This is a genomic window from Stenotrophomonas sp. STEN008 (assembly GCF_056760435.1).
Genome location: NZ_JBRRET010000025.1, coordinates 35,801 through 59,655, shown reverse-complemented (window position 1 = coordinate 59,655; position 23,855 = coordinate 35,801). Strand labels below are relative to the sequence as shown.

General features: G+C 68.0%; 17 protein-coding genes and 1 riboswitch. Of the genes, 6 read left to right on the top strand and 11 right to left on the bottom strand.

Annotated elements, in window-relative coordinates:
• Positions 1 to 182: 182 nt before the first annotated feature.
• The 4 genes from ACVOME_RS12850 to ACVOME_RS12835 form a co-directional block, all read right to left on the bottom strand.
• Entirely contained in the window at positions 183 to 2,156 is a 1,974-nt protein-coding gene (locus ACVOME_RS12850) for an AsmA family protein (protein ID WP_481505160.1), read from the bottom strand.
• A gap of 85 nt (positions 2,157 to 2,241) precedes the next feature.
• Positions 2,242 to 2,880, bottom strand: coding sequence for a PAQR family membrane homeostasis protein TrhA (trhA, locus tag ACVOME_RS12845; RefSeq protein WP_053519889.1), 639 nt, complete (start codon positions 2,878 to 2,880; stop codon positions 2,242 to 2,244).
• Between the two features lie 113 nt (positions 2,881 to 2,993).
• Positions 2,994 to 4,598: a peptide chain release factor 3 gene (locus ACVOME_RS12840; RefSeq protein WP_053519888.1), complete on the bottom strand. Its 1,605-nt coding sequence runs from the start codon at positions 4,596 to 4,598 to the stop codon at positions 2,994 to 2,996.
• Positions 4,599 to 4,664: 66 nt separating this feature from the next.
• The gene (locus ACVOME_RS12835; RefSeq protein WP_262218580.1) at positions 4,665 to 5,549 is read right to left on the bottom strand and encodes a M23 family metallopeptidase; all 885 of its coding nucleotides are present in this window, start codon (positions 5,547 to 5,549) and stop codon (positions 4,665 to 4,667) included.
• 135 nt (positions 5,550 to 5,684) lie between these two features.
• A riboswitch (SAM riboswitch) is annotated at positions 5,685 to 5,803 on the top strand.
• Between the two features lie 77 nt (positions 5,804 to 5,880).
• Between ACVOME_RS12835 and metX the strand changes: the two genes are divergently transcribed.
• From metX to ACVOME_RS12820, 3 genes are read left to right on the top strand one after another with little or no spacing between them, the layout of a single operon-like run.
• Positions 5,881 to 6,912: a homoserine O-succinyltransferase MetX gene (gene metX, locus ACVOME_RS12830; RefSeq protein ID WP_197571440.1), complete on the top strand. Its 1,032-nt coding sequence runs from the start codon at positions 5,881 to 5,883 to the stop codon at positions 6,910 to 6,912.
• Positions 6,909 to 8,144 (top strand): O-succinylhomoserine (thiol)-lyase, encoded by a 1,236-nt coding sequence (locus tag ACVOME_RS12825; protein ID WP_262218583.1) that lies wholly within the window; start codon positions 6,909 to 6,911, stop codon positions 8,142 to 8,144. The genes metX and ACVOME_RS12825 overlap by 4 nt, the downstream gene beginning before the upstream one ends.
• Entirely contained in the window at positions 8,141 to 9,208 is a 1,068-nt protein-coding gene (locus ACVOME_RS12820; RefSeq protein WP_459040143.1) for a homoserine dehydrogenase family protein, read from the top strand. Before ACVOME_RS12825 ends, ACVOME_RS12820 begins: the two co-directional genes overlap by 4 nt.
• Before the next feature lie 48 nt (positions 9,209 to 9,256).
• On the opposite strand, the gene ACVOME_RS12815 is transcribed toward ACVOME_RS12820, so the two are convergent.
• Together ACVOME_RS12815 and ACVOME_RS12810 are read right to left on the bottom strand one after the other, a co-directional pair.
• Complete coding sequence (locus tag ACVOME_RS12815; protein WP_065174805.1) at positions 9,257 to 10,252, bottom strand: alpha/beta fold hydrolase; 996 nt, start codon at positions 10,250 to 10,252, stop codon at positions 9,257 to 9,259.
• A gap of 74 nt (positions 10,253 to 10,326) precedes the next feature.
• Positions 10,327 to 11,709, bottom strand: a complete 1,383-nt coding sequence (locus ACVOME_RS12810) for an L-serine ammonia-lyase (RefSeq protein WP_053519882.1) — start codon at positions 11,707 to 11,709, stop codon at positions 10,327 to 10,329.
• A 141-nt stretch (positions 11,710 to 11,850) separates the two neighbouring features.
• Between ACVOME_RS12810 and ACVOME_RS12805 the strand changes: the two genes are divergently transcribed.
• Positions 11,851 to 12,036, top strand: a complete 186-nt coding sequence (locus ACVOME_RS12805; protein WP_053519891.1) for a thioredoxin domain-containing protein — start codon at positions 11,851 to 11,853, stop codon at positions 12,034 to 12,036.
• Between the two features lie 69 nt (positions 12,037 to 12,105).
• Here the strand turns inward: ACVOME_RS12805 and ACVOME_RS12800 are convergent, their stop codons facing one another.
• Genes ACVOME_RS12800 through ACVOME_RS12790 form a run of 3 tightly spaced genes read right to left on the bottom strand, consistent with a single transcriptional unit; the run spans position 12,106 to position 13,895 of the window.
• Entirely contained in the window at positions 12,106 to 12,678 is a 573-nt protein-coding gene (locus ACVOME_RS12800) for a YceI family protein (RefSeq protein ID WP_053519881.1), read from the bottom strand.
• Between the two features lie 3 nt (positions 12,679 to 12,681).
• Positions 12,682 to 13,254 carry a cytochrome b gene (locus ACVOME_RS12795; protein WP_065182624.1) on the bottom strand — a complete coding sequence of 191 codons (573 nt, stop codon included), beginning with the start codon at positions 13,252 to 13,254 and terminating at the stop codon, positions 12,682 to 12,684.
• Positions 13,251 to 13,895: a YceI family protein gene (locus ACVOME_RS12790; RefSeq protein WP_053519879.1), complete on the bottom strand. Its 645-nt coding sequence runs from the start codon at positions 13,893 to 13,895 to the stop codon at positions 13,251 to 13,253. The genes ACVOME_RS12795 and ACVOME_RS12790 overlap by 4 nt, the downstream gene beginning before the upstream one ends.
• A gap of 164 nt (positions 13,896 to 14,059) precedes the next feature.
• On the opposite strand from ACVOME_RS12790, the gene ACVOME_RS12785 reads away from it, so the two are divergent.
• Together ACVOME_RS12785 and ACVOME_RS12780 are read left to right on the top strand one after the other, a co-directional pair.
• On the top strand, positions 14,060 to 17,608 hold the full coding sequence (locus tag ACVOME_RS12785) for a sensor histidine kinase (RefSeq protein WP_368865568.1): 3,549 nt from the start codon (positions 14,060 to 14,062) through the stop codon (positions 17,606 to 17,608).
• 97 nt (positions 17,609 to 17,705) lie between these two features.
• A complete protein-coding gene (locus ACVOME_RS12780; protein ID WP_481505159.1) occupies positions 17,706 to 21,236 on the top strand; it encodes a hybrid sensor histidine kinase/response regulator in 3,531 nt (1,176 codons plus the stop codon).
• 21 nt (positions 21,237 to 21,257) lie between these two features.
• On the opposite strand, the gene mdtD is transcribed toward ACVOME_RS12780, so the two are convergent.
• Together mdtD and hemE are read right to left on the bottom strand one after the other, a co-directional pair.
• The gene (gene mdtD, locus ACVOME_RS12775; RefSeq protein ID WP_065182627.1) at positions 21,258 to 22,667 is read right to left on the bottom strand and encodes a multidrug transporter subunit MdtD; all 1,410 of its coding nucleotides are present in this window, start codon (positions 22,665 to 22,667) and stop codon (positions 21,258 to 21,260) included.
• Positions 22,668 to 22,758: 91 nt separating this feature from the next.
• Positions 22,759 to 23,832: a uroporphyrinogen decarboxylase gene (hemE, locus tag ACVOME_RS12770; protein WP_164151574.1), complete on the bottom strand. Its 1,074-nt coding sequence runs from the start codon at positions 23,830 to 23,832 to the stop codon at positions 22,759 to 22,761.
• Positions 23,833 to 23,855 lie beyond the last annotated feature (23 nt).

Below are 23,855 nucleotides of genomic sequence, written 5' to 3'. Positions count from 1 at the left end.
GGACACGCCGTAAACCCATCCAGGGGGCTCGATGGCGCCATCCATGGCGCCAACGGTCCTGCACGGCCATGCCCTCCGCTTCTGGATACATTGCGGCGAGCGCGGTGGGTAGCGGCCAATCTGGGTTGGCAACACTTTGTCGTTCCGCGCGTGCCCCTCAATTCGCGATCCAACAAACGCTACTACTTCGCGTACTGCCCGCCGCAGTCGGCGTCCTTGCCGGGGCCCAGTTCGATCGTGGCCAGCAGTGCGGCCGGTGGCGCGATGCTTCCCAGTGCCAGGGCGACCGCACCGCGGACGCCGAGCGCCTTGAAGTCCGGGCGGAACGAAGGATCCTTGAACGTTCCGGCGATGTGCAGCGGCGAGCGCAGCACGAGGATGCTGCGGTCCTTCGGCCGTGGCTTCAGCAGCAGGTCCAGCGACTCATCGCGCAGGCTGACGGTGCCTTCGCCGAGAATCAGCGTGTCGGTGGTATCGACGGCGAACGTGCGGCTGGTCATCAATCCCTCGCGTACGCCGAAGTCGGCAAAGGCGCAGCGCAGCGGAATCTGCTTGTCGCCGGTCACCAGGAACTTGACTGCCTCGGTGATGTCCAGCCCGGCCAGTTCCATCACCAGATTGCCGACGTGGCCACGTCCCATTGCCAGGCCCACATCGCCATTGCTGCTGCCCAGCATGGCGGCGATCGAGTTGCCGCGGCCGCTGAGGTCGATTTCGCCACCGATGCCGCCCTTGGCCTGCTCGGCCAGCTTCGCATCCGGGAACAGTTGTCCCAGCTGCACGCCGCGCACGCTGGCCTTGAGCGCGGTGGCGATCTGCGGCTGCCGCGCATCCATGCGGATCGTGCTGCGGATGTCACCACCGGCCACACCGAAGTTCAGCGGGTCCAGCCGCAGCACGCCATCGTCCAGCAGCAGATGCGCATCCATATCGTCAAGCGGCAGCGATGGTGCGTTGATGCGATGTGCCTTCCAGCGCACATCGGCATCCATCGCGCGCAGCTTGCCGAGATTGTACGGCGTGTCCGGCAGCACCCTGGTACGCGCCGCCACGCGTGCGGCCTCGGCCTTCTGCTCGGCGTTGGCGGTCTCGCCGCCACCGGTTCTGGGCGGGGCGCCGACAAAGCCGGCCAGGTCGTCGAAGTCCAGCCGGCGGGACTCCAGCGTGGCCGTCAGGCGCGGGCGCGCACCACCTGTTTCGAACTTCACATTGCCGCCGAGATCGCTGTCGCCGACCTTGCCGGTGAACTGCTCGTAGCGCCACACGTTATGGTCGCGCTTCAGGCGCCCCTCCAGGGCATAGGGCGGCGAAGGCGGAATGGCGATGCCCAGCAGGGGATACAGGTCGGCCAGATCCTGGCCACTGAGCGCGAAAGCGAGGTCGAGCACCTGCAGCTGGAAGGGATTGGTCAGGGTGCCATGGGCGACGGCATGGGTGGCACCTGCACGCCCATCAAGATGGATGCGGAAGGGATGATCGCTGTCGGTCAGTTCCAGCGGAGATTCGGTGCCGCCGCGAAGGGTGAAAGGATTGCCCTGCCAACGACCCTTGCCCTGCACCAGCAGGGGCGGCGCGGCATCCGCCTGCCTGGGCCGGCCACTACGCACATTGACATGGATGTCGGTGCGACCCGCCGCGTCGATGAACTGCAGGCGGCCGTCATCGATACGCAGCCGCTTGAGCTGGGGCGTGGCGCCGCCGCGGCTGTCACCCAGGAAATCCCAGTTGCCCGGCTCGCCCTTGCGTGGGGCGGTTTCCAGCAGCACGTCGGGACGGGTCAGGCGGATCTCGGGGAGCTGCACGCTGCCCCGCAGCAGGGGCCACACCCGCAGGTCGATTTCGACCCGGTCGGCACTGGCCATGTTCGGCTGCTTCGCCCATGACGCATTGGCGAACGTGACGGTGTCGGCGCGGATCGTGCTGGTACGGCCGAGGTCGACATCCAGGTGGCCGATCTGCAGCACGCGGCCGGTCCGCGCCTGTACCGCCCGCTCGACCGGCCCCTTGAACCAGTTCCAGTCCCAGAGCGCGATCAATACCAGGATGGTCGCCAGCAGGAACACCAGCACCGCCAGCCAGCGCTGGCCTCGCGGGCCAGGGCGGCGGAAGCGCCAGCGCGACGGACGCGGCGGAGCAGGGGAGGCAGTCGCATTCACGCTGCCATGGTTGCCCTGCGCGGGTGGACGCAGCGCGAAGCGTTCATGTGCGCGGTGTGCACAGGAACGCGTGTGGCACGGATATCTACAGCACCTGCATGGTCACCGCGACGAAGTGGCAGACACTGCCGCCGATCACGAACAGGTGCCAGATCGCATGCGAATAGGGGATCGATTCGCGGTGATAGAAGTAGGTTCCCAGCGTGTAGGAGATACCTCCGGCCAGCAGCCAGCCCAGCGTCCAGCCATCGATGGAGGCCAGCATGGGCTTGACCGCGACGATCACCAGCCAGCCCATGGCCACGTAGATGGCGGTGGACAGGCGCTTGAAGCGGCCGGTATAGAACAGCTTGAACACCACGCCGGCCAGGGCCAGCGTCCAGATCGCGGCGAACAGACCCCAGCCCCACGGGCCACGCAGGCCGATCAGCGTGAACGGCGTATAGGTACCGGCGATCAGTACATAGATCGCGCAGTGGTCGAAGACCTTCAGCCTGCCCTTGGCAACCGGATGCTGGATGGCGTGGTAGAGGGTGGAGGCGGTGTACAGCAGCAGCAGCGCGATGCCGAACACGATCGCACCTGCCAGTTGCCAACCATCGCCGTAGATGGCGGCCAGGGTGATCAGCACGGCACCCGCACCGAGCGCCAGTACGGCGCCGAGACCGTGGGTCAGCGCACTGGCGATTTCTTCGCGGATCGAAGCAACGGAAGTCGAGGACATGGCGTAGGCATCATTCGCGGGGAGGGGGACCCGCGCCCCCCTATCATCGCCGCGATGGCGGGCGCATGCACGCCCGCCTCCACACGGAAGTCCGATGTCCTGACTGGCCGGATTCAGCCAGCGGTTAGGGTGTGCGCGGCCTCGCGGGTGGCGGCAAAGCGCACGTCGGGCGCGCGCTCCTGTGCCAGCTGCAGGTTGACCCGGGTCGGCGCGAGATAGACCAGATGGCCGGCGGCGTCCAGCGCCAGGTTCAGCGCGTTCTTCTCGCGGAACTCTTCCAGCTTCTTCTCGTTGCTGCAGTGGATCCAGCGCGCCGTGGTGACGCTGACCGGCTCGAAGGTGGCTTCCACGCCATACTCGTCCTTCAGGCGGTAAGCGGCCACGTCGAACTGCAGCACGCCCACCGCACCCAGGATCAGATCGTTGCTGGTCAGCGGCCGGAAGAACTGGGTCGCGCCCTCTTCGGAGAGCTGGGCCAGGCCCTTCTGCAGCTGCTTGAGCTTGAGCGGATCGCGCAGGCGCGCACGGCGGAACAGCTCCGGGGCGAAGTTGGGGATGCCGGTGAAGGTGACGGCCTCGCCTTCCGTGAAGGTATCGCCGATGGAAATGGTGCCGTGGTTGTGGATGCCGATCACATCGCCTGGCCAGGCCTCGGCGGCGATTTCACGGTCGCTGGCCATGAAGGTCAGGGCGTTGGCCAGCTTCATCTCCTTGCCGGTGCGCACGTGGAAGGTCTTCATGCCCGCGCTGAAGCGGCCCGAGCACACCCGCATGAAGGCGACGCGGTCGCGGTGCTGCGGGTCCATGTTGGCCTGGATCTTGAACACGAAGCCGGTCAGCTTGCTCTCTTCCGGGGCGATCTCGCGGCCGGTGGTGGCGCGTGCCTGCGGCGATGGCGCGTGCTCGACGAAGAAGTCCAGCAGGGGCTGCACGCCGAAGTTGTTCACGCCCGAACCGAAGAACACCGGCGTCTGCTTGCCCTCGCGATAGGCCTGCAGGTCGAACGGATGGCTGGCGCCCTGCACCAGCTCCAGTTCATCGCGCAGGTCGGCCAGCATCTGTACGCCGATCTTCTCGGCCAGGCCGGGAGCGTCGATCGACGGGAAGATGGTCGAATCCTGGCGGGTGAAGTTGCGACCCGGTTCGTACAGGTGCACCTCGCCGGTCAGCAGGTGGACCACGCCCTTCAGGCGCTGGCCCATGCCGATCGGCCAGGTGACGGGCGCGCACTGGATGCCCAGCACGGTTTCCACTTCATCCAGCAGTTCGATCGGATCCTTGCCCTCGCGGTCGAGCTTGTTGATGAAGGTCATGATCGGGGTGTCGCGCAGGCGGCACACTTCCATCAGCTTGATGGTGCGCTCTTCCACGCCCTTGGCCACGTCGATCACCATCAGTGCCGAGTCCACCGCTGTCAGCACGCGGTAGGTGTCCTCGCCGAAGTCGGCGTGGCCGGGGGTATCGAGCAGATTGACGATCTTGCCTTCATACGGGAACTGCATCACCGAGGAGGTGACGGAGATGCCGCGTTCCTTCTCCAGTGCCATCCAGTCGGAGGTGGCATGGCGGGCCGCCTTGCGGCCCTTGACCGAGCCGGCCATCTGGATCGCGCCTCCGAACAGCAGCAGCTTTTCGGTCAGCGTGGTCTTGCCGGCGTCAGGATGGGAGATGATGGCGAAGGTGCGGCGACGCGACGCTTCGGTGGCGACTTCGGACATGGCAGTGGCGCCCGCCCGGGGCGCTTTTCAAAGAGATAAGCGCCTGATTATACCGGCCGTGGCCGGTCAGCGCCCGGCCGCGCCCTCGGTATCACCCTGGCGGGCGAACTGCAGCTGTCCCTGGGAGGTGAAGATGCGCACGGGTACCGAGCGCAGGGCCATGCCGCGGTTGACCTGCACCACGAAATGCAGGTGCGGGGCGCTGCTGTAGCCGCTGTTGCCGGACAGGCCGATTGGTTGTCCGGCCTGCACGGCCTGGCCACGACGGACGCGCATGCCGCCTGCCTGCAGATGGCCGTACAGCGCCATGCTGCCGTCGCTGTGCAGGACACGGATGAAATTCGCCCTGCCGCCGTCGCGCTCGCGGTCCTGGCCGTTGCCGCGGAAGCCGTCCTGGATCTGCATCACGGTTCCCTCGCGCGCGGCCAGCACCAGCGTCGCCTCGGGCAGGGCGAAGTCCACGGCGTCGCGGTTCTCCTCGTCATCGTGGCTGAACCGGCCCTGCGGCGCCTGGTCCACGCGCAGGCGTGCGGCGTCGAACGGCAGGCGGTAGGCCACGTCTTCGGCGCGGGCGTCGGGACGGCCCGGTACCGACTGCAGGCGTACGTCGAGCGTGCTGCCGCCCACGGGCGGGGGCAGGTGACCGACCACGAAGCTGCTGTCGCCCTGCACCAGCGACCGTACCGGCAGGCCCTCGATGGGGCGCCCGGGTCCAGCGCGCAGTTCAACCTGTAATGGGCCGGCCAGGGTGTTGTCGATCCGGGCCTGCCAGTATTCGCCCACCTGCTGCAGCCGCAGTTGCGCCATGGGGGCCGCCTGGCCGATGCCCTGCGTGCTGGGCGCGGGGGCCGGTGAGGGCACCAGGCCCCAGCCCTGCCGCCAGTCGGCCGCTCCGGCGGTGGTGCTGATCAGCAACGGCAGCAGCAGGCAGGACAAGGGCAGGCGCGGCATCGGGCGTTCCGGACAGGGGGACCGCCGCGACTGTACCTGATCCGCAAAAGGTGGGCCGCAGCGATCGCTCCGGGTATTCATCGCTTTATCCGCATGAAGGGATTGACATGCGCGGAAAGCGATGGCATCGTGGCTCCACCATCGAGACCGGCAGAGGGACAGGCCCTTTGAAGCCGGGGCAGCCCGCAGGCGCGCAAGCGCCGGCGTAGGTGCCAAATCCTGCGGGGACCGTGGCGTCCACCGGAAGATGGTTCGAACCATGCACCGCAGGTGCATCTCGAACGCGAGCCCCGCGAAGGCTCGATGGCCGATTCCCCTAACGGATCCCGCCATGAGCTTCGCCCCCAGCACCACGCTTCGCCCCGAACCCTTTGTCCCCGTCAGCGTGCCGGTCGAAGACCGCGTGCACGCCGAGCGCGGCGAGTTCGCCGCGGTGCTGTCGATGCGCCACGCCGGCGCGTGCCCGGTACGCGTTCGCTACGAATGGGTGGGACCGGTCGATGCACCGGTGGTGGTACTGGCTGGCGGCATCTCCGCCCATCGCCATGTGGCGTCCAACGCGCAGTTCGCCGAGAAGGGCTGGGCCGAGGAACTGGTCGGCAGTGGCCGCACGCTCGATCCGCAGCAGCTGCGCGTTCTGGCGTTCGACTTCATCGGTGCGGATGGCGCGCTGGACGTGCCGATCGACACGGCCGACCAGGCCGACGCGCTGGCCCTGCTGCTGGATCACCTGGGCATCCGCACACTGAAGGCGTTTGTCGGCTACTCCTATGGCGCCCTGGTCGGGCAGCAGTTCGCTGTCCGCCATCGCGCCCGCGTGCGCCAGCTGGTGCTGGCCAGTGGTGCGCACCGTCCGCACCCCTATGCCGCGGCGTGGCGTGCGTTGCAGCGCCGGGCGGTCGCCCTGGGACAGCTGCAATGCGGTGAAGACCATGGCCTGGCACTGGCCAGGCAGTTCGCGATGCTCAGCTACCGCACGCCGGAAGAGTTCGGCGAGCGCTTCGACGCTCCGCCCGAGGTGGTCAACGGCCGCGTCCGTGTGGCCGCCGAGGACTACCTCGACGCGGCGGGCGCGCAGTACGTCGCGCGCACCCCAGTGACCGCCTACCTGCGCCTGTCCGAATCGATCGACCTGCACCGCGTGGATCCCACCGCCATCCTGCCGCCAACCGTGGTGGTGGCCGTGGAAGGCGATCGGCTGGTGCCGTTGGCCGACCTGGTCGGTCTGGTCGAGGGGCTGGGTCCGCGCGGCAGCCTGCGCGTGCTGCGCTCCCCATACGGCCACGACGCCTTCCTCAAAGAAACCGATCGCATCGACGCGATCCTCGCTACCGCCTTCCGCACTTCTGGAGAGACCGCATGAGCCTGCACGCCGCCGAGCCGTCCTGTTGTCGCACCACTGCCGCCGTCCGCGCCGGCATCGATCGTGACACCGCCCATGGCGCGGTCACTCCACCGATCGTGCTGTCGTCGAACTTCAGCTTCGAAGGCTTCGGCAACAAGCGCCAGTACGACTACACGCGCAGTGGCAATCCGACGCGCGACCTGCTGGGCGAAGCACTGGCCGAACTGGAAGGCGGAGCCGGTGGCGTGGTCACCGCTACCGGCATGGGCGCCATCAACCTGGTGCTGAATGCCCTGCTGCAGCCGGGCGACACGCTGGTGGTACCGCACGATGCCTACGGCGGCAGCTGGCGCCTGTTCAACGCGCTGGCGAAGAAGGGGCATTTCGAACTGGTCACCGCCGACCTCACCGACCCGCGCACGCTGGCGCAGGCCCTGGCCACCCAGCCACGGCTGGTGCTGGTGGAAACCCCGTCCAACCCACTGCTGCGCATCACCGACCTGCGCTTCGTCATCGAGGCGGCGCACAAGGCCGGGGCGCTGGTGGTGGTCGACAATACGTTCCTGTCGCCGGCGCTGCAGCAGCCGCTCTCCTTCGGTGCCGATCTGGTGCTGCATTCGACCACCAAGTACATCAACGGCCACAGCGATGTCGTCGGCGGTGCGGTGATCGCACGTGATCCCGCGCTGCACGAACAGCTGGTGTGGTGGGGCAACGCACTCGGGCTGACCGGCTCTCCCTTCGACGCTTTCCTGACCCTGCGCGGCCTGCGCACGCTGGATGCACGCCTGCGTGTGCACCAGGAGAACACGGCCTCGATCGTCGCGCTGCTGGACGCGCACCCCGCCGTGGCCCGGGTGTATTACCCCGGCCTGGCCGACCATCCCGGTCATGCCATCGCCGCACGCCAGCAGAGCGGCTTCGGCGCGATGCTGTCGTTCGAGCTGGCCGACTGCGCCGGCGAGGATCCGCACGCTGCCGTGCGCGCGTTTGTCGATGGACTGCGCTGCTTCACCCTGGCCGAATCGCTGGGCGGCGTGGAAAGCCTGGTCGCGCATCCGGCGACCATGACCCACGCAGCGATGAGCGTTGAGGCGCGTGCTGCCGCCGGCATCAGCGAAGGGCTGCTGCGCCTGTCGGTCGGCATCGAGGCCGAGCGCGACCTGCTGGCCGACCTGGGCGCGGCGCTGGCACGCGCCGAAGCGGTGATCGACGCTGCCGCACGTCGCAAACAGGTGGTGGACGCATGAGCGCGCTGGCTGCCGAGATTCCGGCGATGGGCGGCGGTCGCCTGGCACTGCTGGGCACCGGGACGGTGGGCTCTGCGTTCGTGCAGCGCTACCAGGCCCTGCAGGCGCGCGGCCTGGAACTGCCCAGCGTGCAGTGGCTGGCCAACTCGCGTACTGCGCTGGCCATCGACCGCGATCTGGCCCTGCCGCTCGAACTGGCGCGGCGCGCACCGCGTGGCGGCCAGAGCGTGCCACCGTGGGCCGGTGCCGAAGGGCTGGAGCGTGGCGATGTGGTGGTTGATGCCACCGCCAGCGAAGACGTGGCCGCCCGCCATGCGCAGTGGCTGGCGCGCGGGGTGCATGTAGTGACGGCCAACAAGCTGGGCCGGGGCGGGCAGCTGTCACGCGCGAAGGCCATCGCCGAGAGCTGCGCCGACAGCGGCGCCCGGTACGGCGACAGTGCCACCGTGGGGGCGGGACTGCCGCTGTTGAGCAGCCTGCGCGCGCTGGTGGCCGGGGGGGATCACATCCACGCGATCGAGGGGGTGTTGTCCGGTTCCCTGGCCTGGTTGTTCCATCGCTATGACGGCCGTTCGCCGTTCTCGGCTGCAGTGCGCGAGGCGCTGGCCGCGGGTTACACCGAACCGGATCCGCGCCTGGATCTGTCCGGCGAGGATGTGCGGCGCAAGCTGCTGATTCTGGCGCGCAGCAGCGGACTGGCGCTGGATGCCGCACAGGTGCACGTGGATTCACTGGTGCCCTCGGCGTTGGCTGCGCTGCCGCTGGACGAAGCATTGGCCGAACTGGAGCAGCTGGACGCACCGCTGCAGGCGCGCTGGCAGCAGGCGACGGACAGCGGCCGTGTTCTGCGCTTCGTCGGCCGGGTCGACGCTGACGGCGCACAGGTGGGGCTGCGTGAACTGCCGGCCGATCATCCACTGGCGCAAGGGGCGGGCACCGACAACCGCGTCGCCATCCACAGCGACCGCTATCGCACCCAGCCGTTGCTGATCCAGGGGCCGGGAGCGGGCGCGGAAGTCACTGCTGCCGCATTGCTGGATGACGTGCTGCGCATCGTGGGATGAGCAGCGTCCCGCTGCGCCCGCCGGGCCATGCCCGGCGGATCCGCAGTTTCAGCGCCCTTTCAACACCTTCAGCAGCGCGGCATTGAACTGCCTGGGGTCCTGTACCTGCGGCGAATGGCCCAGTTCGGCGAATTCGACCAGCGTCGCGCCGGCAATCGCCGCAGCGGCCGATTTGCCCAGCGCCGGATAGTTGCCTAACCGTGCCTTCACTTCTGCCGGTGCCAGGTCACGACCGATCGCGGTGCGGTCCTTCTGGCCGATGAACAGCGCGGTCGGCACCTTCAGATTCTTCAGCTCGTACACCACCGGCTGGTTGAACACCATGTCCGAGGCAAGTGCCTGGCTCCAGGCCACCGCCTGCCTGCCGTCGCCCTCGTACATGCCCGCTTGCATGCGTGCCCAGGTTTCATAGGCAGGCTTCCAGGTGCCGTCGTAGTACACGTCCAGCTGGTAGCGGCGGATGCTCTCGTAACTGGTTTTCAGCTCGCCGGCATACCAGGCATCGACGCTTCGCCACGGCACGCCCAGCGCCTTCCAGTCCTCCAGGCCGATCGGATTGACCAGCGACAGGCTGCGCAGGTCCTGCGGATAGGTCAGTGCATAGCGCACCGCCAGCATGCCCCCCATCGAATGGCCGACCAGGTGCACGGGCAGGCCGCCGAGCTGCAGCTGCTGCAGCAGTGCATGGGTGTTGGCGGCGAGCTGGCCGAATGAATACTGGTAGCGCTCGGGCTTGCTGGATTTGCAGAAGCCGACCTGGTCAGGTGCGATCACTCGGTAACCGGCGGCGAGCAGGGGAGGGATGGTTTCCTTCCAGGTCGCCGCGCAGAAATTCTTGCCATGCAGGAGCACCACCACGCCGATCGGCGCGGTCGTCGGCGCGATATCCAGATAGGCCATCTGCAGCGGTTGCTGCTGCGATTCCAGGGTGAAGGTCTGTACCGGATGGCCGTAATCGAAGCCCTCCAGCCGCGGCCCATAGGCGGGAGCGGCAGCGGCGGTGAGGGGCAGGCAGGCCAGCAATGCGGCGGCGATCACGCGCATGGGACATTCCGTGACAGGGGATGCCCGAGCCTAACCGGAATGCGGTGACGGTGTCGTCCGGCAGATGCCCGTCATCAGCACTCGATGACATTCACCGCGAGGCCGCCGCGGCTGGTTTCCTTGTACTTGTCCTGCATGTCGCGGCCGGTGTCGCGCATGGTCTTGATGACCTTGTCCAGCGACACCTTGTGCTTGCCATCGCCGCGCATTGCCATGCGCGAGGCGTTGATCGCCTTCACCGCGCCCATCGCGTTGCGCTCGATGCAGGGAATCTGCACCAGCCCACCGATCGGGTCGCAGGTCAGGCCGAGGTTGTGTTCCATGCCGATTTCTGCGGCATTCTCGATCTGGCTTGGATTGCCGCCCAGCGCCGCAACCAGGCCGCCGGCCGCCATCGAGCAGGCCACGCCCACTTCGCCCTGGCAGCCCACTTCGGCACCGGAAATCGAAGCATTCTCCTTGTAGAGGATGCCGATCGCCGCCGAGGTCAGCAGGAAGTCGAACACGCGCTGCTCGTTCGCGCCCGGGCAGAACCGGTCGAAGTAATGCAGCACCGCGGGCAGCACGCCGGCCGCACCGTTGGTCGGCGCGGTCACCACGCGGCCACCGGCGGCGTTTTCCTCGTTCACGGCCAGCGCGTACAGATTGACCCAGTCCAGCGTGGTCAGCGGATCGCGCATCGCCGCTTCCGGCTTCGACGACAGCTCGCGGTACAGCGCCGGCGCGCGACGGCCGACCTTCAGGCCGCCCGGCAGCACGCCTTCCTCGCGGATGCCGCGCGTCACGCATGACTGCATCGCGCTCCAGATCTCGCGCAGCTGGGCGCGGATCTCGTCCTCGCTGCGCCAGCACTTCTCGTTCTCGAACATCAGCTGCGCGATGCTCAGGCCGCTGCGCGCGGTCTGCGCGAGCAGCTCGTCGCCGCTCTTGAACGGATAGGGCAGTGGGGTTTCGTCGGGCACGATGCGGTCATCGGCCGCGTCGTCCTGGTTGACCACGAAGCCACCGCCAACGGAGTAATAGTCGCGCGTGGCGATCACTTCATCGTCGGCGTTGTACGCGGTGAAGCGCATGCCGTTGGTGTGGTACGGCAGCTTCTGCCGCTTGTTCATGCCGAGGTCGCGCTTCTCGTCGAAGGCGATCTCATGCTGGCCCATCAGCTGGATGCGCTTGCTGCTGCGGATGCGATCCAGCGTGGACGGAATGATGTCCGGATCGATCAGGTTGGGGCGCTGGCCTTCCAGGCCAAGCAGGATCGCCTTGTCGGTGCCATGGCCGCGACCGGTCAGCGCCAGCGAACCGTAGACGTCGGCGCGGATGCGTGCGACCTCGTGCAGGCGGCCGGGGTCGAGCAGCCAGCGATGGATGAACCGCTCGGCGGCCTTCATCGGTCCGACGGTGTGGGAAGAGCTCGGGCCAATGCCGATCTTGAAGACGTCGAACGTGCTGACAGCCATGGATGCCAAACTGCGGGTACCGGACAAGCGGCTATTCTAGCGGCTTGCCGGGCCCTCCGATGGCTGCGGCGCAGCATTTCCGCCAAGCGAGGCAAGCCGGTGTTGACCCTGTTCCAGCGTGACGACTGCCACCTGTGCGATATGGCCCTGGCCGAACTGGCCAAGGCACGCGCGCCCGAGTTCGAATCGGTGTTCCTGGATGACCATCCAGCGCTGGAGGCGCACTACGGCGCGCGGGTACCGGTGCTGCGCGACGAGGCGGGCGGCCGCGAACTGGACTGGCCCTTCGATGCGGCGCGGGTGCGGGCCTGGCTGGCTGCGGGGTGACGCCGCCGGGCATGGCCCGGCGCTACCCTGTATCACCGTTCCCAGGTGGAGCCGGGCATGGCCCGTGGCTTACTTCGCGTCGAACTTCACGATCGTGCTGATCGCGGTTTCGTCGGGGATGGTCTTGGTGTCGGCCCAATCGCCGGCGCCGACGCTGAAGTCCAGGCGCTTGACGGTGGCCTTGCCGGTCAGCACCGGCTGCGTGCCCGGCTTCCAGGTGAAGGTGAGCGTCACCGGCTTGCTGACACCACGCAGTTCCAGCGTGCCATCGGCGGCGAACTGGTCATTGCCGATGGCGCGGAAGCCCTTCGCGGTGTAACGCGCGGTGGCGAACTTGCCGACATTGAAGAAGTCCGCGCTCTGCAGCGTCGAGTCACGATCGCTGTTGCCGCTCCTGGCGCCGGCCAGCGGAATCACGACGTCGAGTGAGCCGGCCGCCGGATTGGCGGGATCGAAGCTGAGCTTGGTGGCGAAGCCCGGGAAGCTGCCGGTGAATACTTCGCCGTCGTACTTGCTGGCAAATACCAGGATCGAGCCCGCGCCGGGAGCCTGTGCATAGTCCGCGGCCAACGCCGGGGCAGTGGCCAGCATGCCGGCCAGGGCAGCGGCCACGGCCGCCGGGGTAGTCAGTTTCAGATTCATCGGTCAGTCCTTCTGGGGAGAGGCAAGCCAGCCACGCGGCAGCATGCGGCTCAACGTCGCGTCGCGCTGGAACAGGTGGTGGTAAAGGGCAGCGCCGGCATGGGCCAGCACCACAGCGATCAGCAGCCAGAAGCCGTACTCATGGATCGCATGCGACACGGCGACGACCTGCGGATCCGGTCCGCTGAGCTTGGGCACATCGACCAGGCCGAACCAGCGGAAGGGCCGCAGCCCGCTGGCAGAGTCGTACAGCCAGCCCGAAAGCGGAATGGCGAACATCAGCACGTACAGCAGCACGTGGGTAGCGCTGGCGATGCGCTCCTGCCAGCTGGGCACACCCGGCACCGGCTTGGGCGCACCGGCGTAGAGGCGCCAGACCAGGCGCAGCAGCACCAGGGCCAGCACGGTGATGCCGATCGACTTGTGCGCGGTGTAGACCCAGAAGTATTTGGGCGTCCTGGGCAGTTCGCCCATGGTCAGGCCGATCACGCCAAGGGCGAGGATCAGTAGTGCGATCAACCAGTGCAGGGTCTGGCTGACACTGCCCCAGGCGGCAGGGGAGTTCTTGGCGGTCATGCGGGGTCCTTGGGGGCCGTCTTGCTGTCGGAGTGGGGAACCGGGGCAGGAGTTCCCGGCCTGTCGCTGCGGTCGAGGAAGGCCTCGGCCTCGATCCGTACCTGTACTGCGTCGCCGATCACCCCGGGCCAGGCGGTGATGCCGAACGCGCGGCGGCTCAACGTGGTGCTGGCGGAAAAACCGGCGGTGCGGCGGAACGGCGGCAACGGATAGCGTTTGATGGCATTGAGGGTCACATCCAGCGCGACCTCCTGGCTGACCCCGCGCAGGGTCAGCGTGCCGAACACACGGGCGTGGTTGGCATCGATCGGTTCGACCCGCGACGATACGAACCGGGCGCTGGGAAACCGCTCGCCATCAAGCAGGCTGCGGGCCAGCGTGGCCTGGTTCCATTTGGCATCTCCCAGATCCAGCCGGGCGACCGGCACATCGACCTGCAGGGTTGCCTCGCGCCAGTTGTCGGGATCGAACTGAAGGTGGCCCTCACTGCCCGATACCGTCCCCATGGCCTGCGAGTAGCCGGCATGATCGATCGTGAACAGCACCCGCGTGTGCACCGGATCCAGCCGGTAGGTATCGAGCTGTGCCCAGGCGGGCGCAGCGGCGAGCAGCAACGGCAGCAGGAGCAGGCGGGGTCGCATCGATGGCGGGCTCCGGGAGGGGACGCTGCGATCATACGCACAGCCCCCTGACAACGCTGCGTGCATGGCTGCAACAGTTCGTGGTGGTGATGCCACTGGAAACGGGCTGTTGCAGTCGTGAAGCCTGGGCTGTGTGACAATCGCGGCTGGATCGGGGGTTCAGGATGACGAGTGGCTGGCGTCTGTGGTGCCGAGGCATCGCAGTAACGGGTCTGCTGCTGTTGGCAAGCGCCACGGTGGCCGCGACTCTGGACATGGCTGGGGAGACACCACGACTGCGCCGCTTCGGCGCCGCCGAGGGCTTGCCGTCGCGCATGGTCGTGGCCCTGGCCGAGGACCGCCAGGGGTACATCTGGGCGGCCACCGATGGTGGGTTGGCCCGCTATGACGGCACGACGCTGCGGGTCTGGCAGCATGAACCGGAGCGGCCGGGTTCGCTGCCGGGCAACGAGATCGAGACCCTGCTGGTGGATCCGCTGGACCGGGTGTGGGTCGGCATCAACGGCAAGGGCATCGCCCGGCTGGACGCGGATCGCGAGCGTTTCTCCAGCTTCGCCGCGGTGAACAATGAATGCCAGAGCCAGTTCTGGACACTGGCCTATGCGGGCGATGCGCTGTGGATCGGCACCAGCGGCCATGGCGTGTGCCGCTTCGGCGAGGATGGCAGCCTGCGCTTCTTCCAGCATGATCCGCAGCGCCCCGGCGGCTTGCCCAGCAACACCATCTTCAGCAGCCTGGTCGACGCGCAGGGCCGCCTGTGGGTCGGTACCGAGGCCGGTGTCGCCCGCTGGAACGGCAACGGCTTCGAGGCCATCGCGCCGCGCGAGCTGGGCAGGGTCAGCGTGCTGCGTCTCAGCCGCGACCCCGATGGATCGATCTGGGTCGGCAGCCAGAACGAAGGCCTGTTCCGCATCGATGCCCAGGACCGCGTCAGCCGTCCACGCTGGTCCGGCAGTGATCGCTTTCGCTCGGCACTGGTGCTGGCGGATCGGCAGGGAGGCTACTGGGCAGGTACCTCGGATGGGCTGCTGCGCGGTGATGCGCAGACACTGTGGCGCCTGGAGGGCGATCGCGGCAGCGGCTTCCTGACCGCCCACAGCGGCGTGCTCGATCTGCTGCAGGACCACGAAGGCGGGGTCTGGGTGGCCCTGCTGAGCCAGGGGTTGGCCTATCTGCCGCCGGACTGGCGCCGCTTCTCCACCTGGAACCAGCTCGACGGCAAACCGCTGGACAGCCAGTACCTGCTCAGCGCGGCCACCGATGGCCGGAATTACTACGTGAGTTCGGCACACGGCGTGTACCGGATCGATGCGCAGGGCGTGCTGAGTCTGCTTGCCAGTGATCGCGAGCTGGGCAGTGGCGCGGTCTGGTCGGTATTGCCGCGGCCGGACGGCCGCCTCTGGCTGGGCCGCGCCGGGCGCATCACCGTCTATGACCCGGCTACCCGCGCAACCCGGGAGTGGCGCATCGACGGCGGCTCCGACCTGCGCCAGCGCATCGACCTGATGCGGCAGGCGCCGGATGGCACCGCCTGGGTGTCGGTGATGAATGTCGGCGTGCAGCAGCGTCTGGACGATGGCCGGGTGCTGCGCAGCTTCCCCGTCGAGGGATTCCGCGGCCTGGGCGATGCGCCGATCGAACAGATTCGATTCGATCCGCGCGGGCAGGCCTGGGTGATGGGTGACATGGGCCTCTGGCGCCAGCAGGGTGAGCGCTTCGAGGCGGTTCCTGGCGTCTCGCGGGGATCGATCTACGACCTGGTGTGGATCGATCCGCAGCAGCTGTGGCTCGCCCGCCAGGGCGCCTTCGAGCGCTACCAGTGGGATGGCATGAGCCTGCGCCTGGTGCAGCGCGTCGATGCTGCCGCCGGCGTGCCACCCCTGAGCATGGGTGGGCTGGCCTTGGCCGACGATGGCCGCCTGTGGGCCACCACGCCGCGCGGTCTGCTGCGCTGGGATCCGAAAACGAAGCGGCTGAGGCAGTTCACCGAGCGCGACGGACTGCCCGATGCCGAATTCACCGGCCGGCCGCCTGCGGTGAACGCCGATGGCCGCGTGCTCGCGGTGACCCAGACCGGCGCGGTCGGTTTCGACGTCAATGCCGCCGACACCCCGCTGCCATCCTCCGCGCTGGTGATCGCGCAGGTGCGCGTACGTCGCGACGATGCGCGCGGCTGGCAACCCCTGCCGACCACCGGGGTGCTGCTGCTGGGTCCGGATGACCGTGATCTGCAGATCGACGCGCGGCTGCTCTCGTACGGCAACCCGCAGGGCAACCGCTATCGGTTCCGGGTGCAGGGCTATGACCAGAACTGGGTGGAGCAGGGCGGCGACGGCCAGCGCACGCTGTCGCGCCTCGCGCCCGGTGCCTACGTGATCGAAGTACAGGCGGCCACCGACAGTGGTCCGTGGACGCCGTCGCAGCAACTGCAGGTGAAGGTATTGCCGCCCTGGTGGCGCAGCGGCATGGCGATCTTCGGCTACCTGCTGCTGGGCTCGTTGCTGCTGCTGGTGCTGGCATGGGCGATCCGCAGCCGTCTGAGAAGGCGCCAGCAGTGGCAGCTGACCGTGCACAAGCAGCAGCTGGCCGAGCAGGCCTCGCAGGCCAAGAGCCACTTCCTGGCCACGCTGGGTCATGAGGTGCGCACGCCGATGACCGGCGTACTGGGCATGAGCGAACTGCTGCTGGCCACATCACTGGATCCGGTACAGCGCAGCTATGCCGGATCGATCCAGCAGGCGGGCAGCCATCTGCTGCGTCTGGTCAACGATGCCCTGGACCTGGCCCGGATCGAAGCCGGGCGGCTGGAGCTGGACCTGCGTCCGTTCGATCTTGCCGCGCTGTTGGACCAGGTGCAGATGCTGATGCGGCCGATGGCGCAGCAGCGCCAGCTCGATTTTGTACGCGAGGATGCCTTGCCCGGCCCGATCAGCGTCAGTGGCGATGAAATGCGCATCCGCCAGATCCTGCTGAACCTGCTCGGCAATGCCATCAAGTTCACCGAGCGCGGCCAGGTCGGCCTGGGCGTGCGGCTGCAGGAGGATGGCGGCGGGGTGTGCTTCGAGGTGTTCGATACCGGCCCCGGCATCAATGCCGAACAGCAGCAGCGTCTGTTCCATCGCTTCGAGCAGGCCGATGGCCCGCGGACAGCATCGCGCTATGGCGGCAGCGGGCTGGGCCTGGCGATCTGCCAGGAACTGGCCGTGGCGATGGGTGGGCGCATCGATGTCGACAGCCAGCCGGGCAGGGGCGCACGGTTCCGCGTGCAGCTGCCGCTGCCGTGGACCCGCCAGGCTGCCCACAGTGGTTCCGACAGGGCGTCGCCACCGCCGCTGCCGCCGCTGCGCATCCTGCTGGTCGAAGATGACGCCACGGTAGCGGACGTCATCGCCGGCCTGCTGCGCGGTCGTGGCCACGACGTAGTGCACGTGCTGCACGGCCTGGGAGCCTTGTCGGAGATCGCGACCGAGGGGTTCGATGTCGGTCTGCTCGACCTGGATCTGCCGGCCCTGGACGGAACGGCGATCGCCCGTCAGCTGCGCGCCATGGGCTATGAGCTGCCACTGGTGGCGGTGACCGCGCGGTCCGATGCCTATGCGGAGGCGCAGGTGCTGGCCGCCGGTTTCGACGGCTTCCTGCGCAAGCCGGTCACGGGCGACATGCTGGTGGCGGCCATCGTGCAGGCTCGCAGCAAGCGCCAGGGTGAGGGCTGATTGCGCCGGCGCCGGGCGTGAACGGCGCGACTTTCGGTTTACCATGCCGACGCCCGCACGACGGGGCACCATCTGGGAACGCGTGAGGAGGCGATCAGTGGCGTATCTGCGGTCGGCGATGCTGCTGATGCTTCTGCTGTGCTGCCTGGCGCCCGCTGCCGCACAGCCGGTACCGCCCACGCCCCGGCAGGTGACGGTGTTCGATGGCCTGCCGTCCAACACCGTCAACCGCATGGCGGAGGACCGCTACGGCTACCTGTGGATCGCCACCAATGACGGGCTGGCACGATACGACGGCCGCAACTACCGGGTCTGGCGCTCCGAGGATGGCCTGCGCGACAACCGCATCTGGACCGTACTGGTCGATACCCGCAACCGCTTGTGGATCGGCACCGAGAATGCCGGCCTGGTAAGGATGTCGGCCGACCGCCGGCAGCTGCGGTTCTTCGACCGCAGCAGCCAGCCGCTGATGAGCACCAATACGATCTGGAGCCTGGCCGCCACCCCCGATGGCTCGATCTGGTTCGGTACCCACGAAGGCGGGCTGTACCGGGTGGATGGCAATGATCGCGTGCAGCGCTTCCTGCCCGAGGCGAACAATCCGCGCAGCCTGCCGGCCGCTGCGGTGCCCTATCTGGCCACGCTGCCCGACGGCAGCCTGTGGGTGGGCACCAAGCATGGCGTGGCGCGTTGGACCGGCAGCGATTTCGAGCGGGTCGGCGACGAGCAGGTGCCCGGCCAGCTGATCAACGGTTTGACCGCCGAGCCTGACGGCAGCCTGTGGATCAGTACGCTGGCCGGCGCATTCGTGCGCCGGCCGGATGGTCGCTTCGAGCGGCAACCCTGGTCGGTGCCGGCCGGCGACGAGGTGTTGGGCATGATGCTGCGCGATGAGCAGGGGGGCTACTGGCTGGACACCCGCAGCGGACTCGGTCGCGGGGTCGATGGCCAGTACCAGACGGTGCCGCTGTACAGCGCGATCGCGCGCGGCCAGGTGCGGCCGAACTGGACCGGCGCCTACGAGGATCGCGAGGGCGGCATCTGGCTGGCCAGCACCAATGCCGGTCTCTGGCATCTGTTGCCACGGTGGTGGCAGTTCTCGGTGTTCTCGCGTCTGGAGGACGATGCATCGTCACTGCGCAACGCCTACGTACTCGGCACCAGTGCGTCCAGCAACGGAGGTGTCTGGACGGTCGGCAGCCACGGCGCGCTGGATCGCTTCAATCCCCGTACCGGCCAGATCGAGCAGTTCCGGCGCGGCGTCAATGGCATCCACTGGCTGACCTCGGTCCGCGAGGACCGCCATGGTCGGGTCTGGATCGGTTCGTCCGGAGCGCTGCTGCGCTATGACCCGGCACGCGACGAGCTGCGCCGCTGGGGACGCGACGCGCCTGCCGATGCCGCGATGGAGGGCGATGTCGACGCACTGATGATCTGCGACAGCAACAGCCTGTGGTTGATGATGCCCGCCGGCCTGCAGCAGCGCGATCTGGAAGGTCGGCTGCTGCTCGAACTGGACAATGGCCAGAACGGACTGCAGACCGGCCAGCTGAACCAGGATCTGGTATGCGGTCCGCAGAACCAGCTGTGGCTGGCCAGCAGCCGCGGGCTGCTGCAGTGGCAGCCTGAGCAGCAGCGCTTCCAGCCGGTGCCCGGCGCGCCGGCAACGGCACTGTACGCGGCGTATACCGGCAGCGACGGCCAGGTGTGGCTGTCCGAGGACGGCCGGTTGTCGCGCTATCGATGGAGCCAGGGGCGTCTGGAGCGGCAGGGGGTCATTGGTGCCGAACAGGGATATCCGGCGGTTTCCGCCACCGGTCTGGTGGTCGATGCGCAGGGTGTGGCCTGGGCCACCAGCGCACGCGGCCTGGTGCGGGTCGGCGCGGACGGCCAGAGCGTGCGCCTGTATGGCGTGCACGATGGCCTGCCCAGCCAGGAGTTCCGCGCGCATACCTTGATCGCGACGTCTTCGGGACGGCTGGTGGCAGGCACGCCGGCCGGCGTGGTGGTGTTCGATCCGGAACAGGTGCGGCCTTCGGTGCGCCGCGCACCGCTGGTGATCGAGCGGGTGGAGGTGCGCCGCAACGAGCAGGTGCTGGACCTGACCCACGACGCACCGTTGCTGATCGCCGACGGCGACCGCGATCTGCGCATCGTGGCGCGCCTGCTGTCCTTCGCCGATTCGGCCTCCAATTCGTATCGCTACCGCCTGGCCGGCTATGACCCGGACTGGGTCGAGGTCGGGCCCGCCGGTGAACGCCTGTTCTCGCGGCTGCCGCCGGGCAGCTATCGGCTGGAAGTGCAGGCGCGCTCGGCCGACCACGTCTGGTCGCGGGTGCAGACCCTGGAGTTCCGCGTGCAGCCGCCGTGGTGGCGCAGCCTGTCGGGCCTGCTGGTGCTGACGTCGATCGCGTTGCTGCTGACCAGTTGGTTTGCATGGCTGTACCGTCGCCGCTTGCAGCGTCGCCACGCCTACCAGCTGGCGTTGCACAAGCAGGAACTGGCCGAGCAGGCCTCGGCGGCCAAGACGCGCTTCCTGGCCAATCTGGGCCATGAGATCCGCACGCCGATGACCGGTGTGATGGGCATGAGCGAGCTGCTGTTGTCCTCGCCGCTGGATCCTCAGCAGCGCGGCTACACCCAGTCCATCCGCCAGGCGGGCGAGCATCTGCTGCATCTGGTCAACGATGCGCTGGACCTGGCGCGGATCGAATCCGGGCGCCTGGAACTGCAGTCCCGGCCGTTCGCGCTCCATTGCCTGCTGCAGGACCTGGCCGCGCTGATGGGGCCGCTGGCCGCGCAGAAGGGACTGCGTTTCGTCCTGGACAATCGCTTGCCGCCCGGCCTGCAGGCCACCGGCGATGCGATCCGGGTGCGGCAGATCCTGCTCAACCTGCTGTCCAACGCGGTGAAGTTCACCAGCCGTGGCACCATCACCCTGCATGCCCGGTGCGATGAGGCGATGCGTGCACTCCAGTTCGAAGTGCGTGACACCGGGCCGGGCATCAGCCAGGAACAGCAGCTGCGCCTGTTCCGCCGGTTCGAGCAGGCTGACGGTGCACGTACCGCGGCGCAGTATGGTGGCAGTGGCCTGGGGCTGGCGATCTGCCGCGAGCTGGCGCAGGCGATGCAGGGCCGGATCCAGGTCGAAAGCCAGTTGGGGCGCGGAACCTGCTTTGGAGTGATGCTGCCCCTGCCGCTGGAAGTGGACGCCGACGCCGATGCGGACAGCGCCGCGCGGAGCGAGGATGCAGTAGCGAACATGCCCCCGCTGCGCGTGCTGCTGGTGGAGGATGACGCGACGGTGGCCGATGTCGTGCAGGGTCTTCTGAGTGCGCGCGGCCATGAGGTGGTGCATGCCGGGCATGCGTTGGCGGCGCTGCGCGAGATCAGCGGGAGTGACTTCGATGTGGCCCTGCTTGACCTGGACCTGCCGGGCCTCAGCGGCTTCGAGCTGGCCGAGCATCTGCGCAACCAGGGGTACACGCTGCCGTTGCTGGCGGTGACTGCGCGCACGGACCCGGACCTGCAGAAGCAGGTGGAAGCGGCCGGGATCGGCGGTTTCCTGCGCAAGCCGGTCACGGGCGAGCTGCTGGTGGAGGCCATCGCCAAGGTGTTGGGGCGCTGAGGCCGGGCACAGTCCGGCAGGCTACTCCGCGACGTGTTCGACCTGGCGGGGTTCGGGCTTGGTGTCCGGCAACTGCCAGAAGATCATCGTCGAAGTCAGTGTGATCGCGCCCACGCACAGGAACGTGGCGTGCAACGCCGCCGTCGCGCCGTGGCCCTCCAGGTGCGTGCCGAAGGCGGCCAGCAGGCTGCCCGCCGCCGCCGCGCCGAAGCCGGCAGCCAGCATCATCACCATCGACAGCAGACTGTTGCCCGAACTGGCGAACTCCCGATCCAGATCGCGCAGGGTCACGGTGTTCATCACGGTGAACTGCAGCGAATTGACCGCACCGAAGAAGGCCAGCTGCAGCAGGCGCCAGCCCAGGTGCTGGCCCGGCGTCATCAGGATGAAGCTGGCCATGGCCAGGCCCACCAGCACGGTGTTGGTCATCAGCACGCGCCGATAGCCGTAGCGTTCGACCAGCTTCACCGCCAGCCGCTTGGAGACCATGCCGGCCGCGGCCACCGGTACCATCATCAGTCCGGCGTTCATCGGTCCCAGGCCAAGGCCCACCTGCAGCAGCAGCGGAATCAGCATCGGCATGGCGCTGCTGCCGATGCGTGAGAACAGGTTGCCGAGGATGCCGATGCGATAGCTGGGCACACGGAACAGCGCCAGCGAGAACAACGGCGCGGTCGAGTTGGCCGCGTGCAGCCAATAGCCCACCAGTGCGGCCAGCCCCGCCACGGTCATCAGCATCACCAGCGCGTGCGGCGTACCCAGCCCGGAGATGCCGTCCAGCGCCAGCGACAGCACCACCATCGCAAAGGCCAGCATGATGTAGCCGCGCAGGTCGAAGCGGGTGCGGTGGCTGGCGTAATGGTCCGGCATGATCTTCATCGCAGCGATGAAGCCGATCACGCCGATCGGAAGGTTGATCAGGAACACCCAGTGCCAGGAGGCGATCTCGACCAGCCAGCCGCCCAGCGTCGGGCCGATCAAGGGGCCGATCAGGGCGGGGATGGCGATGAAGCTCATCGCACGCAGGAAGTCCTCGCGCGGCACCGAACGCATCACCGCCAAGCGGCCGACCGGCAGCAGCATCGCACCGCCGATGCCCTGCAGCACGCGGGCACCCACCAGCTGATGCAGGTGCTGGGCCAGCGCGCAGGCCAGCGAGCCGAGGGTGAACAGGATGATCGCCACCAGGAAGGTGCGCCGGGTGCCGTAGCGGTCAGCGATCCAGCCGGAGGCGGGAATGAACGTGGCGACCGCCAGTGCATAGCTGAACACCACCGACTGCATCTGCAGCGGACTCTCGCCCAGGCTGGCCGCCATCGCCGGCAGCGCCGTGTTGACGATGGTCGAGTCCAGCATCTGCATGAAGATCGCCAGGGACACCAGCCACAGCAGGGGGCGCTGGCGGTTGTAGGTCGATGGCGATGTGGACATGGGTTGTGGCCGGTGCAACGTGGGGGCGCCATGATCGCGCACTGCGGGTCACGGCGCGATCAACACCGCGCCGCAACCGCATGCGCACGGCTCAGCGCTGGCTGTGCGCGTGCACCGCGTCGACCAGTACCTGCACGTGGGCCGGGTCCATGTCCGGTGACATGCCATGGCCCAGGTTGAACACGTGGCCCTCGCGCGACCCGCCATTGCCGGCGGCGTAGGTATCGAGCACGCGCGCGGCAGCGGTGGCGATCGCATCGGGCGAAGCGTACAGCGTGGTGGGGTCGAGGTTGCCCTGCAGGGCAACGCGACCACCGGTGCGGCGCAGCGCTTCGTCCAGGTCCAGCGTCCAGTCCAGGCCCAGTGCATCCGCACCGGTCTGCGACAGTGCTTCCAGGTGCAGGCCGGTGCCCTTGCCGAACAGGATCAGCGGCGTACGCTCGCTGGCTTCGCCACGGTCCAGGCCCTGGGCAATCCGCTGCAGGTAGCGCAGCGAGAATTCGCGGTACATCGCCGGCGACAGCACGCCGCCCCAGGTGTCGAAAACCTGCAGGGCCTGTGCGCCCGCGGCGCGTTGCGCGCCCAGGTAGGCGATGACCGCGTCGGTGGTGACCTCCAGCAGGCGGTGCAGCGCCTGCGGGTGGTTCAGCGCCATGGCCTTGATGCGCGAGAAATCCTTGCTGCCGCCGCCTTCCACCATGTAGCAGGCCAGTGTCCATGGGCTGCCGGAGAAACCGATCAGCGGCACCTGGCCATCCAGCTCGCGGCGGATCAGGCGCACCGCATCCATCACGTAGCCCAGGTCCTGCTCCATGTCCGGCACCGCCAGCCTGGCGATGGCGGCTTCGTCACGTACCGGGTGGCGGAACTTGGGGCCTTCGCCTTCGACGAAGTACAGCTCCAGCCCCATCGCGTCGGGGATGGTGAGGATGTCCGAGAACAGGATGGCGGCATCCAGTGGGAAACGCCGCAGCGGCTGCAGGGTGACTTCGCAGGCGATCTCCGGGTTCTTGGCCATCGCCAGGAAGCTGCCGGCCTTGGCCCGGGTCGCGCGGTACTCCGGCAGGTAGCGGCCGGCCTGGCGCATCAGCCAGACGGGCGTGCAATCCACCGGTTCGCGGCGCAGAGCGCGTAGCAGGCGATCGTTGCGGAGAGGGCTGGTCACGTTGAACGTTCCTTGGATCGAAG

What these genes read in the sequence shown, in the direction of transcription:
- ACVOME_RS12805 (WP_053519891.1), top strand. Translation starts at nt 11,851, where the DNA reads ATGGCCCTGGCCGAACTGGCCAAGGCACGCGCGCCCGAGTTCGAATCG.
- ACVOME_RS12785 (WP_368865568.1), top strand. Translation starts at nt 14,060, where the DNA reads ATGACGAGTGGCTGGCGTCTGTGGTGCCGAGGCATCGCAGTAACGGGT.
- ACVOME_RS12815 (WP_065174805.1), bottom strand. Translation starts at nt 10,252, where the DNA reads ATGCGCGTGATCGCCGCCGCATTGCTGGCCTGCCTGCCCCTCACCGCC.
- ACVOME_RS12825 (WP_262218583.1), top strand. Translation starts at nt 6,909, where the DNA reads ATGAGCCTGCACGCCGCCGAGCCGTCCTGTTGTCGCACCACTGCCGCC.
- ACVOME_RS12790 (WP_053519879.1), bottom strand. Translation starts at nt 13,895, where the DNA reads ATGCGACCCCGCCTGCTCCTGCTGCCGTTGCTGCTCGCCGCTGCGCCC.
- ACVOME_RS12820 (WP_459040143.1), top strand. Translation starts at nt 8,141, where the DNA reads ATGAGCGCGCTGGCTGCCGAGATTCCGGCGATGGGCGGCGGTCGCCTG.
- mdtD (WP_065182627.1), bottom strand. Translation starts at nt 22,667, where the DNA reads ATGTCCACATCGCCATCGACCTACAACCGCCAGCGCCCCCTGCTGTGG.
- ACVOME_RS12840 (WP_053519888.1), bottom strand. Translation starts at nt 4,598, where the DNA reads ATGTCCGAAGTCGCCACCGAAGCGTCGCGTCGCCGCACCTTCGCCATC.
- ACVOME_RS12800 (WP_053519881.1), bottom strand. Translation starts at nt 12,678, where the DNA reads ATGAATCTGAAACTGACTACCCCGGCGGCCGTGGCCGCTGCCCTGGCC.
- ACVOME_RS12810 (WP_053519882.1), bottom strand. Translation starts at nt 11,709, where the DNA reads ATGGCTGTCAGCACGTTCGACGTCTTCAAGATCGGCATTGGCCCGAGC.
- metX (WP_197571440.1), top strand. Translation starts at nt 5,881, where the DNA reads ATGAGCTTCGCCCCCAGCACCACGCTTCGCCCCGAACCCTTTGTCCCC.
- ACVOME_RS12795 (WP_065182624.1), bottom strand. Translation starts at nt 13,254, where the DNA reads ATGACCGCCAAGAACTCCCCTGCCGCCTGGGGCAGTGTCAGCCAGACC.
- trhA (WP_053519889.1), bottom strand. Translation starts at nt 2,880, where the DNA reads ATGTCCTCGACTTCCGTTGCTTCGATCCGCGAAGAAATCGCCAGTGCG.
- ACVOME_RS12835 (WP_262218580.1), bottom strand. Translation starts at nt 5,549, where the DNA reads ATGCCGCGCCTGCCCTTGTCCTGCCTGCTGCTGCCGTTGCTGATCAGC.